Below are 14,268 nucleotides of genomic sequence, written 5' to 3' on the forward strand. Positions count from 1 at the left end.
GGGTGCAGTGCTCGGTGGGGTCCTATGGGTGATCGGTCAGGCGTGTCAGGTCAGTTTCCACTGGCGGAGAACTCCGGGGCCGGGATCGTGCCGCCGTTGAGGCTGTCCGATCCCCCGGCCGCACCCTCCTGCGCTGGGCTTTCGGCCGTGTCCGCCGAGCCGTTCCCGGTGGCGTCCCCACCGGACGGGCTGGGCAGATCAGCAAAGGCGCCGACGCCGGCGGGGGCCTCTACCGCCTCGGAGGGTTCTGCGTCCGCCTCGGTGGCGGCCGAGCCGGCTGCGGCTGCGGCCTGTTTCTCGGAGGGGCTGGCGGGGGCGGCCACATGGCCACTGGGCTTGTCCTCGGCGTCGGCCGCCGTGGCGGTACCGGTGACCGCGCCGCTGGACAGGTCGATCGAGGCGACGTCTCCGGGGTTGACCATGCCCAGCTTCGTGGCCTCGGCCGCCAGGTTCTGCGGGGCTTCCAGGTGTTCGACCTGCTGGCGGAGCAGCTCGTTGGACTGGCTGAGGTCCAGATGCTCGTTCTTGAGTGAGACCAGTTCGTACTGTCGATTGGACACCGTGATGTTGGTGACGAGGACAGTCATCAGGGCAGCGACCAGGACGGCGATGCAGAGCCCGGCAAATCCGCGGCCGGACTTGCGGATGGGAGCAGGAACGAGCGCCAATGGGGTGCGCCGGCGCGACGAGGCGTTCCGGCCGGCGTCACCGTCGGGCTGCCCTGCGGGCCGGATGACGGGTTGCCAAGGAGCAGCCTGTCCGATCTGCGGAGCGGTGCTCTCACGGGTCCGGACGGGCTGCTGCATGGCGAGTCGCTGCTGCGTGGCGGTCATGCTTTGCTCCTTGATGCTCTGATCTTCTCAACTGCTCGCACTTTTGCTGAGGAGGCGCGAGGGTTTTGTTCAATTTCTTTCTCGGTGGGTTTGTCCACGCCCCGGGTGACGACCTTGACCACGGGGGCGTGTTCCTCGAGTTCGACCGGGAAACCGGGGGGCGCCGTCGAGGTGGCATCGGCCATGATCGCCCGCTTGGTGATCCGGTCCTCGAGAGAGTGGTAGCTCATGACGACCAGTCGGCCGCCGACGGCCAGGTGCTGCAGCGCCGCCGGCAACGCGTCCTCGAGGACGTCGAGTTCCTCGTTCACCTCGATCCGCAGGGCCTGGAAGGTCCGCTTGGCCGGATGACCACCGGTCTTTCCGGCCGCCACGGGAACTGCCCCGCGAATGACCTCGACGAGGGGACCGGTGGAGGTGAAGGGTGACTCGGCCCGGGCCCGGACGATGGCCGAGGCGATCCGTCCGGCGAACTTCTCCTCACCCCAGGCTCGGATGATTCGCCGCAGCCGATCCTCGTCATAGTCATTGACCACATCGGCGGCGGTGATGCCGCCCGTGGTGTCCATGCGCATGTCCAGTGGGGCGTCGTACGAGTAGGCGAAGCCACGCCCTCGTTCATCCAGCTGGTAGGAGGAGACTCCCAGGTCGTAGAGCATCGCATCGGCCTCACGGAAGCCACCGGCGGCCAGGGCGTCGCCGACCTCGTCATAGGTGCCGTGCCAAGTGCGGAGCCGATCGCCGGCCCAGGCCAGTCGTTCGGTGGCGAGGCGCAGGGCCTCGGTGTCACGGTCGATGCCCACGACGACGGCATCCGGGTGGCGCTCCAGGACCGCCTCGGCGTGGCCTCCCATGCCCAGCGTGCCATCGAGGTAGACCGGCGTGCGACCGGCCCGGCGGGCGGCCTCGAGGCCGGGCGACATCAGGTCGAGGACACGGTCCTGCATGACCGGTACGTGCCGGTCCTGTGCCGGAGTCGGTTCGGTTGCCACGCGTTGCCTCCCCTTCCCTGACTGGTGGGTATTCCGGTCCCTTAAGTGACAGGCGGACCCTTGGATCAGATCCCCATCCGCTCACCGGTTCCGTGCCTGGCCCGGGGGAAGTCGGGTCAGGTCCGGCCGAGGGCGGCTGGAGGTCTCATTCAAGAATCCGCGCTGTGTGGTTATGTTCCCGGGTCTCCTAGAAGATCCCGGGCAGTACTTCCTCGTCGGTCTCGGAGAACGCGTTCTCCTGCTCCTCGAGGTAGGAGGCCCAGGACCCGGCATCCCAGATCTCGGCCCTGCTGCCAGCACCGATCACGGCCAGTTCCCGGTCCAGCCCCGCATAGCTGCGCAACGGAGCCGGGATGGTGATGCGCCCCTGCTTGTCCGGAGTCTCGTCCGAGGCACCGGACAGGAACACACGGATGTAGTCCCTGGCCTGGCGTGAGGACAGCGGTGCCGACCTCATCTGCTCGTGAACCTTCTCGAACTCACGTGCACTGAAGACGTAGATGCAGCGCTCCTGCCCTCGCGTGAGGACCAAGCCCTCCGCCAGTTCCTCGCGGAACTTGGCCGGGAGGATCAGCCTCGCCTTCTCATCCAGGCGCGGCGTATAGGTCCCGAGGAACACGACCCACCGCCTTTGCCGTCCGAGAGGTGCGCGTGACCCTCCTTCTTCACCACCATCCTCTGATGTCCTCCACTTTACCCCACAACCCCCCACAGTCAAGCCAAAACGGGGTGGGGACACGGTGTGGCGTAGCTTCGTTTGCGGCTGTCATTTTCTCCGAGATCGGACCCCCCTCCCTTGTCATGAGAGGGATCCACGGCCAGGAGGCGGCGCCTCCCTCCCCTCAGCGCCAGTCGGGGAGGGATGTGGAGGGAGTGGAGGGAGTTCTGCGCACCCGGTGCCTGCATGCCGCCCACCAAGGCGCCCACTCCCCCCGGCACCGGGGTGGAGTCCGCTCGGAGCGCGCCGGGGAGGGAAGTGGGGAGGGACGTGGGGAGGGACGTGGGGAGGGAAGTGGGGAGGGAAGTGGGGAGTGCGTGGATGTCCCCGTCGGCACGTCCTGTTAACAACGAAACCCCGCCGCTGAGCGACGGGGTTGCGATTCCGGGCGCGCCATGGCGCTCCCGATGGTTCAGTGGTGTTCAGCGCACGATCAGGGTTCCTGGTTGCGGCGTTCCTCCCACCGCTGCTCCAGGTTCGCCATGAAGGGCGAGTTCTTCTTGGCGGCGGCGGAGTCGCGGCTCCGTCCACCCGTGGACTGCCGTGACCGGCTGGTGGCCACGTAGACCCCGGCCGCCATGACAATGAACCCGATGATGCCCAACCAGATGAACTGTTGGGAGACGCCCCACAGGAGGGCACCGAGTCCCACCGCCGCGGTCACCGCGCCGGCCACCAATCGGGTGGTCGAAAAACGAGAGGTACCCGCTTCACTCATGCTCGTGGCAAAGTGCGGGTCCTCTGCATTCAGCTGTTGTTCCAGCTGCTCAAGGAGCTTCTGCTCCCGCTCAGACAACGGCATCGCTGCCTCCTCTTCCGGCCCGGGCCTTCCCGTCTGTCTAGCATAGGGCTCGCCCGGGCCCCCACGCCATATCGGTGACGCCCCTTGACCGTCTTGATACGAACAGTTCCGCGATCAGCGAATATCCTTGCGCTGGACCTGCCCTGATTCAGGGGTGTTCCGCTCCACCAGGGTGGCCGGCTTCAGCGCGGCTCGGGGGAATTTGCGGCGGATGTCATCGGCCACCCGATCCGCCTCGGACCAGTCTGCAGGAGCGCTCTCGTCCTCCCACAACAAGGCCTCCTGCACCACCTCGTCGGCACCGGACAACCGCTCCGCCCGGATCCCCAGCAACCGGACCGGGATGCGCTGGCCGTCCATGAGTCCGGCCAGGAGAGCTCCAGCGGCCTCGGCGAGGGGCCCGGCGGAGTCCACGGGCGCCGGAAGCGTCATGGTCCGGGTCTTCACGGACAGGTCCGGCGCCTTGACCTTGACGCTGACCGCCCCGGCACGGAAGCCGGCGCGGCGTAGCCGGATGGCGCCCTCATGGGCCAGCGCCACCACGTGCCGGTGGAGGTCGGCCGGGTCGCGGACATCCTGCTCGAACGTCTTCTCCACCCCGAGGCTCTTGGTCTCCCGCTCGGGCGTGACAGGACGCGGATCGATCCCCCGGGCCAACTTCAGCAGGGCCGGCCCCTGGACTCCGAGCCACCGCTCCATCCGCTGTGGGGCCTGGGCTGCCAGATCAGCCACCGTGGTGAGGCCGGCCGCCACGAGTCGCTGGTGCAGGACCGGCCCCACACCCCAGAGGGCGGAGACCGGCAGGGGATCCAGGTAGGCGCGGGTCCGCTCCGGTGGGACCACCACGAGGCCATCGGGCTTGGCCCGCGTCGAGGCGATCTTGGCCACGGACTTGGTGGCCGCTGCACCGACGGTGCAGGGCAGCCCCGTCCGTTCACGGACCTGCTCCCGGATCAGGGCGCCGATCCGCGCGGGCGAACCGAGCCGGCGTCGTGCCCCTGAGACATCCAGGAAGGCCTCGTCGATGCTGAGCTGCTCCAGCGCCGGAGTGAAGGACTCCAGGATCCGCATCACGTCAGAGGAGGCCGAGGCATAGCGTTCGCGCCGGGGTTCCACCACGGCGACGCCTGGGCACAGCGCCTGGGCGTGCGCCAGGGGCATGGCCGAGCGGACTCCGAAGGCGCGCGCCTCGTAGGAGGCGGACAGGACCACCGATCTGCCACCGCGGTGTGCGACGAGCGAGGGGATTCCCGCTAATTCCGGGTGGTCGAGCAACTCCACCGACAGGAAGAAGGCGTCCATGTCCACGTGCAGGATCACCGCGTCCCAGGAACCATCCGATCCGCCGGTCTCGGCGGACGTCAGGGTCCTGCGCTCTGTCATGGGACCAGCTTAGGTCCCGCGGCCACCGGTAGTCTGGGCACGCCGCCGAACCGCCCCAGGAGCCCAAGGAGCACCGTGCCCGTCCCCCCTTCTGTCCCCCAGACCACTGATGTCGACCACGAGTCGGCCTTCGTCCAGGCCGTGGGGGTCCGCATGGTCGAGCTGTTGGACGGGTACCGTGGCCGCGCTGCGGCGATCTCCGACTCCGCCATCCCTTTGGTGGAGTCGATCTCCGGACTGGTCCGCGGCGGGAAGAGGATGCGGGCCGTGTTGTCCTGGTGGGGATGGCAGGGTGCCGGCGGTCACCCCGATGATCCGCTCATCCTGGATGCGGCCGTGGCACTCGAATTGTTCCAGGCCGCGGCCCTGATCCACGACGACATCCTGGACCGGTCTGACACCCGCCGCGGAGCCCCCAGCATCCACCGTGCCTTCGAAGCCCGGCACCAGCAGGCGGGGTGGCGGCAGGACCCGGGTCATTTCGGGATGTCCGCCGCCATCCTGACGGGCGACCTGTGCCTGTCCCTGAGCGAGGAGGTGTTCGCCTCCGCCGCTGACGCCTCCACGAACCCGGCTGGCGCGCGAGGCCTGTTCAACGAGATGCGGTTCGAGGTCATGGCCGGCCAGTACCTGGACATCCTCGACGAGGTCGAGGTGCCGGGCCAGGACCCGGCCGAGGCCCTCCAGCGGGCTCGCACGGTTCTGCGGTTCAAGTCCGCCCGGTACTCCGTGGTCCACCCGCTGGGCCTGGGTGGGATCCTGTCCGGCGCGGATGGGGACCTGCTGGAGCACTATGGCCGGTTCTCCGCACCCCTGGGTGAGGCGTTCCAACTGCAGGACGATCTGCTCGGGGTCTTCGGGGACCCGGCGCTGACCGGGAAGCCGGCCGGGGACGATCTGCGCGAGGGGAAGCGCACCGAGTTGGTGGCCCACGCCCTCGACCTGCTCACTCCCAGCCAGGTGGCAGAAGTGGAGGCAGCGTTGGGCGATCCGGAACTGACCCCTGAGGCCGTGTTCCGGATCCAGACGCTCCTCGAGACAGGAGGCGCCCGCGCCCGGGTGGAGAGCGAGGTCCTCGACCTCGGTGATGCCTCTCTCGCTGCCCTGGTCAATGCGCCCATGGACCCGGGCGCCAAGGTGGGACTGGAGCGGTTGGCCAGGCAGATCCTGGGCCGGAAGCACTAGCCGCCGGCCGGTGGGCTGACGACTACCAGGCCAGCGCCTGCGCCCTCCGGCGTATCTCCGTCTTGCGACCCTCCCGCAAGGCGTCGATCGGGCGGCCCGGGAGGGACTCGTCCGGCGTGTAGAGCCAGCGAATGGCCTCGTCGTCGGAGAACCTGGCGTCCCTGAGGACCGAGATGGTCCCCTTCAGCGGCTCCAGGGGGCCGTCCTCCACCAGGAAGAGCGCCGGAATGGCGCGGGCGTGACGTTCACCGACCTTGGCGGTCAGCAATCGTCCGTCACTGACCATGTTGTGGACCCGAGTGACCGGGATATCCCACTTCTCGGCCAGGTCGGGAAAGAACTCCCAGTCCTGCACGAGGTCTTCGAGCGTCGGCTCCTGCGATGCGGCGTTGTTGCCTGCGGCGGTATTCACCCGTCCAGCCTAACGACTGACGCGGCGGCCTGGGACAGCCCATACTCACTCACGGGCTCACGGGCGACCGGCGGGACTGTCCACGCGCAACGCGGCCTCGTTGCTGAATCGTTACCGTCTAGATTCCCTTCCGTAACTACCTTCAGGTACGTTTACATCTGTCACATTTTCATTACAGGCATCATCAGACGTGGTTTGTCATTCTGTTCACAGCCGTGACAGGAGCAGCCTCGGTGGTGCAGCACCTTCAGAGGAAACCCACATGACTGATCGCCCTTCCGGCACGCCACGCCTGTTGAAGTCCGCCCTGGCCACGTCGACCCTGCCGCTCATGGTGCTGGGCTCAGCCGCCCTGGCCACGCCGGCCGTTGCGGACGCCCCCCGTCAGGCGCTCACCCCCCGGTCCGCCTCGCCGGTGAACATCGAGACGGCACAGGTGCGCCTCTCCTCCGCTTCACTGGCCTCGAGCGTTCCCGCTTCCTTCTCCGGCGCCGGTGCCGTCACGACCGCGAAGGCCGCCTCCAGCTACACGGTCAAGGCCGGGGACACCCTGTCCCACATCGCCGTGCGCCACGACCTGTCGCTGTCGGCGCTGCTGAAGGCCAACGGCCTCTCGGCGTCCACGATCATCCACCCGGGCCAGAAGCTCACGCTCCCGGGCTCCGCACCGTCGTCCTCCACGTCCGGCCAGTCCGCGAACAGCGGCACCGCCGCCGAGACCTACACCGTCAAGGCCGGGGACACCCTGTCCCACGTCGCCGTGCGCCATGACCTCTCCCTCTCCTCCCTGCTGACGGCGAACGGCCTCTCGGCGTCGTCGATCATCTACCCGGGCCAGAAGCTCACGCTCTCCGGCGGCGCCACCGTGGCTCCGGCTTCCTCCGGCGGTTCCACCCACGGCGTCTCGACCACCGCCAAGACCTACACGGTCGTCTCGGGAGACACCCTGTATGGCATCTCATCCCGCCACGGCATCAGCCTGTCCACCCTCCTCAAGGCCAATGGCATCGCCGCCTCCTCCACCATCTACCCAGGCCAGAAGCTCAAGCTCTCCGGCAGCAGCGGCACCCCTGCCTCCACGTCGGCCGGCTCCCCTGCCGGGAACGCCTCGGCCACCACCTACACGGTGAAGTCGGGCGACACCCTCTCCGGCATCGCCGCTCGGAACGGCCTTGGCCTCTCAGTGCTGCTGAAGGCCAATGGCCTGTCCTCGACGGCCACCATCCACCCGGGCCAGAAGCTCAAGCTCTCCGGCAACACCACGGTCGCCCCTGCCTCCTCCGGCTCGTCCGCCGGCAGCACCGTGCAGTCGTACACCGTCAAATCCGGTGACACCCTCTACGGCATCGCGTCACGGAACGGCATCAGCCTCTCCACCCTGCTGACAGCCAACGGCATCAGTGAGACGGCCACCATCCGCCCGGGCCAGAAGCTCAAGCTCTCCGGGGCTGGGTCTTCCACCTCCCCGGCCGAGGACGACCTGGTCCCGAACACCTTCCTGCACTACACCTACCCTGACCACATCGTCCGCGACGCCAACGAGAACAAGCGCGCCCTGCTCAATGCCGGAGTGCCGTCCCGTTCCCAGATGCAGGCGATCATCGCGGACACCGCCCGTCAGATGGGCGTGGATCCGTCCCTGGCCTTGGCCCACGCCTTCACCGAGTCCAGCTTCAATCACGCCTCGGTCTCCCCGGCCAATGCGATCGGTGCCATGCAGGTCATCCCGAGCTCGGGCGACTGGGCCTCGGACCTGGTGGGGCGCAAGCTCAACCTGCTGGACCCGCATGACAACGCGACGGCCGGCGTCGCGATCATCCGGCAGTTGCAGCGCACCGCCGGGTCCTTCGACATCGGCGTCGCGGCCTACTACCAAGGGCTGGGCGGTGTGCAGCGCAACGGCATGAAGTCGGACACCAAGGACTATGTGGCCAAGGTCAAGAACTACATGAAGCGCTTCTGACCCTCTGGTCCCCGGCCCGGACCCTGGGCCGGTCTACCCTGTAATGGTGAAGGAATACCGCGCCGACCCCATGAACGGGACCGTCATCGAGGGACGGTACGAGGTCCGAACCCGGCTGGCCCGCGGTGGCATGTCCACGGTGTACCTGGCGGTGGACCAGCGCCTGGACCGCGAGGTCGCGCTCAAGGTCCTCTACCCGCACCTGGCCGAGAACCCCGACCTGGTCGAACGGTTCGAGCAGGAGGCCAAGACCGCGGCACGGCTCTCCCATCCGCACGTGGTCAACGTGCTGGACCAGGGCGTGGATGAGCACCCGGACGGAAACCTCGCCTACCTCGTCATGGAGTATGTGCCGGGCTACACGTTGCGCACGGTCCTGGAACGGCGCAACTCCATGACGCCTCGTGTGGCTTTGGCCTACCTGGAGGCCATCGTCGACGGGCTGGCGGCGGCTCACCGGGCCGGTCTGGTCCACCGGGACATGAAGCCGGAGAACGTGCTGGTGTCCCGGGACGGTCGCATCAAGGTCGCCGACTTCGGCCTGGCCCGCGCCACCACCAATTTCACCGGGACGGGCGCTGCCCTGGTCGGCACCGTCGCCTACATCTCCCCCGAACTGGTCAGCGGCTCCCCCGCAGACGAACGCAGTGACGTCTACGCCGTCGGCATCATGGCGTACGAGATGCTGACCGGACTCCAGCCCTTCACCGGGTCCTCCCCCATCCAGGTGGCCTACCAGCACATCAACAACGAGGTGCCCGCCCCTTCCGAGGTGGTCCCGGGACTGGCCGCCGATCTGGACCGGCTGGTGCAGTGGTCGACTGCGCCGAACGCGCGCGATCGCCCGGCCGACGCTGCCGTCCTCCTGGCCGAGATCCGCAGTCTCCGCTCGTCCCTTCCGGACGAGGATCTGGATCTCGAGGCCCCGGCGGCTGCCGGGGCGGCAGCCGCCGCCGGTCCGGCCGGCACCGAGGTGCTGGGCTCTCAGGGGTACCACCCCGAAGCCGAGCCCCGCGTTCCCCAGGATGCCGACGACGGCGACGGCGCCTGGGACGACGGCGAGTCCTGGGACGATGACGCCACGGACGTCATCGGGTCAGTGGACCACATCGATGCCACCGACGTCCTCGATCCCGGCGCGACGACGTTCTTGCCGCCGGCCCTGCCGCCTGCCGGTCATCACCGCACCTCGGTGCTGCCCACGCTCCCGCCGGACGATCCCGGCGCGCCACCTGCCGAGCCCACCGACCGGTCCGACTCGTCGGGCTCGTCCGGACCACCCGTCCTCGACGCGCCGACGATGGACCGAACCGGTAGGACGGCCCACCCAGGGCGGATCGTCAGGGCACCGGGCCGTTCTTCGTCTGCGCGCCAGGAGCGGCGCCAGGCAGCCCGCCGGGCGAAGACTCCCACGGAGGTCCTCGGTCACCGCAGCGGCAAGCGCATGTGGATCTGGGCCGCCGTCGTGCTCATCATCACGGCCATCCTGGTCCTGGCGGGCTGGTTCTTCGGTGCCGGTCCCGGCGGCATGGTCACTGTCCCGGAGGTGGAGGGGCGCAGCAAGGTCTCGGCGGTGGATGCGCTCCAGCAGACGGGAGTCGGCTATGCCCTGGCCAGCGTGCACCATGATGTGGTGGCCGAGGACAACGTGATCTCCACCGATCCCCAGGGCGGAACAGAGGTGAGGCGGTTCAACACGGTGCTGGTCACCGTGTCCCTGGGACCTGAACTGTTCGAGGTGCCCGATCTGACCGGCTTGACACAGGACGAGGCCGAAGCCGCCCTCCAGGACGCCGAACTGGCCTTGGGCCCCGTGACCCACGAATACTCTGACACCGTGGAACAGGGCTCCGTTCTCAGTCAGTCCCCCGCCGCCGCGGACGAGTTGCGCCGCAACCACGCGGTCTCCGTCGTCGTCTCGGAGGGGCCCCAGCCGGTCGCCGTCCCGGACCTCTCCGGGATGACGGTGGAGGAGGCCACGTCCGAGCTGGAGGCGGCCGGACTGCAACTGGAGGTCAGCGGCAGCGAACATTCCGCCTCCGTCGAGGCGGGCCGGATCATCACCCAGGATCCGGCCGAGGGCGACGTCCTCCCCGGGTCGACAGTCACGGCGGTCCAATCACTGGGGCCGAGGATGATTGAGGTCCCTGATGTCACCGGCCAACCCCAGGGTGAGGCACGCCGTCAGCTCGAGGAAGCCGGCTTCGAGGTGGAGGAGACCGAGATCCTCGGTGACTTCTTCGGCAGCCGAGAGGGCCGGGTCCGAAACCAGTCACCGGAGTCCGGAGCCGAGGCGGCCGAGGGATCCACGGTGCGGATCCTCATCCTCTAGCCTTCCTGGGATCCTCCCCTGTCCGGCGGCGGGTCGTCCGTCCGGCGCGGACGTCCGTCCGGCGCGGACGTCCGACCGCTCGGACGTCCGACCGGTCGGGCCGGACGTCCGCCGCGTGCTCTAGACCGAGCAGTCGGGGTGGGACAGCGCCTCGGTGACCAGGAATGCCATCTCGAGGGACTGCTGATGGTTCAGCCGCGGATCCACCAGCGTCTCGTAGCGGTCGGCGAAGGCCGACTCGTCGATCGGGTCAGAACCGCCCAGGCACTCCGCCACGTCGTCGCCGGTCATCTCCACGTGCAGACCACCCGGGTAGGTCCCGGCAGCCCGGTGGACCTCGAAGAAGCCACGCACCTCGTCCATGACGTCGTCGAACCGGCGCGTCTTGTACCCGTTGGCGGCGGTGACCGTGTTTCCGTGCATCGGGTCGGTGACCCACAGCGGCTGGGCTCCGGAATCCCGGACCGCTTCCACCAGGGCGGGCAGGTTCTCCCGGATCCTGCCGGCACCCATCCGGGTGATGAAGGTCAGCCGGCCCGGCTCGCGTTCGGGATCGAGCTTGTCGATGAGCGCCAGGGCGTCCTCGGGTCTCGTGGTGGGCCCGAGCTTCACACCGATCGGGTTCCGGACCTTGGAGAGGAACTCGACGTGGGCGCCGTCGAGGTCACGGGTCCGCTCGCCGATCCACAGGAAGTGCCCGGAGGTCGAGTACGGCAGGCCGGAGCGGGAGTCGATACGGGTCAGGGCCCGTTCGTAGTCCAGCAACAGGGCCTCGTGGGCCGTGAAGAAGTCCGTGCGACGCAGGGCGCTGAAGTCCACACCCGCGGCGTCCATGAAGCGCACCGCACGATCGATCTCGCCCGCGAGCTCCTCGTAGCGGGAGTAGGCCGGATTCTTCATGAATCCCTGGTTCCAGGCATGCACGGACCGCAGGTCTGCGAATCCTCCCTGGGTGAAGGCGCGGACCAGGTTCAGCGTGGCGGCGGAGGTGTTGTAGGCCTGGACCATGCGCTGCGGATTGTGACGTCGGGACTCCGGGGTGAAGTCGAAGCCGTTGACGATCTCGCCGCGGAAGGACGGCAGGGTGACGCCGTCCCGGGTCTCGGTGTCCGAGGACCGTGGCTTGGCGAACTGGCCGGCCATCCGGCCCATCTTCACCACCGGCAGCGAGGCACCGTATGTCAGGACCACGGCCATCTGGAGGATGGTCTTGACCCGGGCACTGATCTTGTTGGCGGTGGCGCCGGCGAAGGTCTCGGCGCAGTCACCACCCTGGAGCAGGAAGGCCTCGCCCTGGGCAGCTGCGGCCAACTGGGTGCGGAGCACATCCACCTCACCGGCGAACACCAGCGGCGGGGCGGAGGACAGCTCCGCCATGGCGGACTCGAACTCGGCCGGGTCCTCCCAGGTGGGTTGCTGGGACACCGGCTTCGACCGCCAGTCATCCAGGCCGGGATAGTCGGCCGCGCCATTGGATTGGGCTGAGCCGAAGGCCGGGAAGTCTGTGGTGGGATCCGAAATCATGGTTACAGGGTACGGAACCCGGGCCGTGGATGCGTGCTTGTGACCTACTGCGCGTCCGGTGCGTCCGCGGCAGGCTGGCTCTTTACGGTGGAGGCATAGACGTCCACGTATTCCTGGCCGGAGAGCCGCCGGATGGCCTCCACGATCTGGTCGGTGACCTGCCGCTCCACGAAGCGGTCGCCCGCGCGGTCGTAGTACTCCGAGAAGTCCAGGGGCTGGCCGAAGATCATGCCCACGCGGCGGATGCTGGGGATGGTGCGGCCGATGGGCTGAACCTTGTCCGTGCCGATCATCGCAATCGGCACCACGGGAACCCGGGCGTTCAGGGCGAGCTTGGCCACGCCCAGCTTGCCCCGGTACAGCCGTCCATCCGGGCTGCGGGTGCCCTCCGGATAGATCCCGAGGAGTTTGCCGTCCTGAAGCACCTCGAGGCCGGACCGGAGCGAGTCGAGCGAGGCCTTGCCCCCGGCGCGGTCCATGGGCAGTTGGTTGGTGGCCTCGAAGAACTTGCGGGTGATCCACCCCTTGGGTCCCTTGCCCGAGAAGTACTCCTTCTTGGCCAGGAAGTGCACCTGCCGATCCAACTGGGCCGGCATGAAGATGGAGTCGGACACCGAGAGATGGTTGCTGGCCAGGATGGCCGCCCCCTCCTCGGGCACATTGTTCAGCCCCTTGACCCAGGGGCGGAACAGGAGGTTCGTCACGGGTGCCACCACGAAGGTCTTGGCGAACCAATAGAACACGGAAGGTGAACCTCTCCTCAGACGGTGCGGACCGGCACCAGTCTAGGAGTATGGAGCCACCATGGCGGCTAGGCTGGCGTGATGGATCCCCTGCAGAGGCCGATGTCCCTGGGCGGCGCCCCGGACGGCGTTCTGGCCCGCGGTCACGGCTCCACCGCCGTTGCGCTGTTCCACGGCTTCACCTCGGGCCCGTTCTCGATGGCCCCGTGGGCCAAGGCCCTCGCGCAGGCCGGGGCCGATGTCGAGGTGCCCTTGCTGCCCGGCCATGGCACCCGGTGGCAGGACCTGGAACGCGTCACCGCCGCGGACTGGCGTGCCACCGTCCGCCAGACCGTCGATGACCTGCTCGCCACCCACGAGCGCGTGTTCGTGGCAGGCCTGTCCATGGGCGGCGCCCTCGCCCTCGACGCCGCAGCCCACCGGCCGGTCGCGGGGGCCGTCGTCGTGAACCCGGCCCTGCGGTTCGCCTCCGCGGCCGCACCCCTGGCCGGGCTGCTCCGTCTCGCCGTCCGCACCGTCGCCCCCATTGCCAATGACACCGTGCGCCCCGATGCGGACGAACGAGCCTATCCCCGCACCCCGCTGGCCGGCGTGCGCCAGATCGGCGCGGTGCAGGCGGCGGCCCGTCGCGCCCTGCCGGACATCGACTCACCGGTGCTGGCGTTCCGCTCCACCACCGACCACGTGGTGCCGCCTTCCTCGATGACCACCCTGGGGCGCGGGCTGGAGCCAGGACTGCTGACGGTCCGCCCGCTGTACAACAGCTATCACGTGGCCACCCTGGACTGGGACGCCGGACTCATCCACGACGAGTCGATCGCCTTCATGTCCGCCACCGTGGATTCCCGGCTCCGGGAAGGACTGTCATGACGGAACGCCGGGATGGATCCCACGGTCACGAGCACGACGGCGAAGGAGACCGCGAGCACGAGGACCAGGCCGAGATCGACCGCCAGTGGCAACAGATCGTCGAGGGGCTCGGTCCGCTTGAGTCCTCCGACCGCCCTCTCGATCCCCCCTCGGAGGAACGGCCGGACCTCGCCTCATACTTCGCCACGACCCCGGCGTGGGGGCCGCGGGACTACACCGTCGACGATGAGGACGAGGGTGACTTCGTCCCGCCCGACCCTCCTGCCCTGGCCACGGGGCGGCCGGCCATGGTCTTGAGCGTGGTCGGACTGATCGGCGGCCCGGCAGCGCTGCTGCTGGCCGCCCTCTTCTGGCCCGGCATCCCCGGCATCGTCGTCACTGTCCTCATCGCGGCCTTCGTGGCCGGGGCCGTCGGTTTGTTCCTGTCCCTGCCCCGGGACCAGGATCGCCGTGACCCCTGGAACGACGACGGCGCTCAGGTTTAGGAGTCCGGCCGAGTTCCGCGGTGGCG

The 14,268-nt window shown here is 68.6% G+C and carries 13 protein-coding genes; 5 read left to right on the top strand and 8 right to left on the bottom strand.

What is annotated here, in order from left to right; genetic code table 11:
* Positions 1 to 50 precede the first annotated feature (50 nt).
* The 5 genes from ftsL to dinB form a co-directional block, all read right to left on the bottom strand.
* On the bottom strand, positions 51 to 833 hold the full coding sequence (gene ftsL / locus IEX49_RS11565; protein WP_188806300.1) for a cell division protein FtsL: 783 nt from the start codon (positions 831 to 833) through the stop codon (positions 51 to 53).
* Positions 830 to 1,780 carry a 16S rRNA (cytosine(1402)-N(4))-methyltransferase RsmH gene (gene rsmH / locus IEX49_RS11570; protein ID WP_188806377.1) on the bottom strand — a complete coding sequence of 317 codons (951 nt, stop codon included), beginning with the start codon at positions 1,778 to 1,780 and terminating at the stop codon, positions 830 to 832. Before rsmH ends, ftsL begins: the two co-directional genes overlap by 4 nt.
* 232 nt (positions 1,781 to 2,012) lie before the next feature.
* Positions 2,013 to 2,444 carry a division/cell wall cluster transcriptional repressor MraZ gene (mraZ, locus tag IEX49_RS11575; protein WP_188806301.1) on the bottom strand — a complete coding sequence of 144 codons (432 nt, stop codon included), beginning with the start codon at positions 2,442 to 2,444 and terminating at the stop codon, positions 2,013 to 2,015.
* 532 nt (positions 2,445 to 2,976) lie between these two features.
* Positions 2,977 to 3,345: an SCO2097 family morphological protein gene (locus tag IEX49_RS11580; protein ID WP_188806302.1), complete on the bottom strand. Its 369-nt coding sequence runs from the start codon at positions 3,343 to 3,345 to the stop codon at positions 2,977 to 2,979.
* A 114-nt stretch (positions 3,346 to 3,459) separates the two neighbouring features.
* The gene (gene dinB / locus IEX49_RS11585; protein WP_188806303.1) at positions 3,460 to 4,728 is read right to left on the bottom strand and encodes a DNA polymerase IV; all 1,269 of its coding nucleotides are present in this window, start codon (positions 4,726 to 4,728) and stop codon (positions 3,460 to 3,462) included.
* A 75-nt stretch (positions 4,729 to 4,803) separates the two neighbouring features.
* On the opposite strand from dinB, the gene IEX49_RS11590 reads away from it, so the two are divergent.
* The gene (locus IEX49_RS11590; RefSeq protein ID WP_229672585.1) at positions 4,804 to 5,913 is read left to right on the top strand and encodes a polyprenyl synthetase family protein; all 1,110 of its coding nucleotides are present in this window, start codon (positions 4,804 to 4,806) and stop codon (positions 5,911 to 5,913) included.
* A 22-nt stretch (positions 5,914 to 5,935) separates the two neighbouring features.
* Here the strand turns inward: IEX49_RS11590 and IEX49_RS11595 are convergent, their stop codons facing one another.
* A complete protein-coding gene (locus IEX49_RS11595; RefSeq protein ID WP_229672587.1) occupies positions 5,936 to 6,325 on the bottom strand; it encodes an Rv2175c family DNA-binding protein in 390 nt (129 codons plus the stop codon).
* 262 nt (positions 6,326 to 6,587) lie between these two features.
* On the opposite strand from IEX49_RS11595, the gene IEX49_RS17030 reads away from it, so the two are divergent.
* Positions 6,588 to 8,288, top strand: a complete 1,701-nt coding sequence (locus IEX49_RS17030) for a LysM peptidoglycan-binding domain-containing protein (RefSeq protein ID WP_268237717.1) — start codon at positions 6,588 to 6,590, stop codon at positions 8,286 to 8,288.
* Between the two features lie 43 nt (positions 8,289 to 8,331).
* Complete coding sequence (locus IEX49_RS11605; protein ID WP_188806304.1) at positions 8,332 to 10,620, top strand: PASTA domain-containing protein; 2,289 nt, start codon at positions 8,332 to 8,334, stop codon at positions 10,618 to 10,620.
* 120 nt (positions 10,621 to 10,740) lie between these two features.
* Here the strand turns inward: IEX49_RS11605 and IEX49_RS11610 are convergent, their stop codons facing one another.
* Positions 10,741 to 12,144 (bottom strand): class II 3-deoxy-7-phosphoheptulonate synthase, encoded by a 1,404-nt coding sequence (locus IEX49_RS11610; RefSeq protein ID WP_188806305.1) that lies wholly within the window; start codon positions 12,142 to 12,144, stop codon positions 10,741 to 10,743.
* A 44-nt stretch (positions 12,145 to 12,188) separates the two neighbouring features.
* The gene (locus IEX49_RS11615) at positions 12,189 to 12,887 is read right to left on the bottom strand and encodes a lysophospholipid acyltransferase family protein (RefSeq protein ID WP_188806306.1); all 699 of its coding nucleotides are present in this window, start codon (positions 12,885 to 12,887) and stop codon (positions 12,189 to 12,191) included.
* Between the two features lie 81 nt (positions 12,888 to 12,968).
* Here IEX49_RS11615 and IEX49_RS11620 point away from each other — a divergent pair, with 81 nt between their 5' ends.
* Both IEX49_RS11620 and IEX49_RS11625 read left to right on the top strand, forming a co-directional pair.
* The gene (locus IEX49_RS11620; protein WP_188806307.1) at positions 12,969 to 13,757 is read left to right on the top strand and encodes an alpha/beta hydrolase; all 789 of its coding nucleotides are present in this window, start codon (positions 12,969 to 12,971) and stop codon (positions 13,755 to 13,757) included.
* A complete protein-coding gene (locus IEX49_RS11625) occupies positions 13,754 to 14,242 on the top strand; it encodes a hypothetical protein (protein WP_188806308.1) in 489 nt (162 codons plus the stop codon). The genes IEX49_RS11620 and IEX49_RS11625 overlap by 4 nt, the downstream gene beginning before the upstream one ends.
* Positions 14,243 to 14,268: the final 26 nt, after the last annotated feature.

This window comes from Citricoccus zhacaiensis (assembly GCF_014645315.1).
In the GTDB taxonomy this organism is placed as follows: Bacteria; Actinomycetota; Actinomycetes; order Actinomycetales; family Micrococcaceae; genus Citricoccus; species Citricoccus zhacaiensis.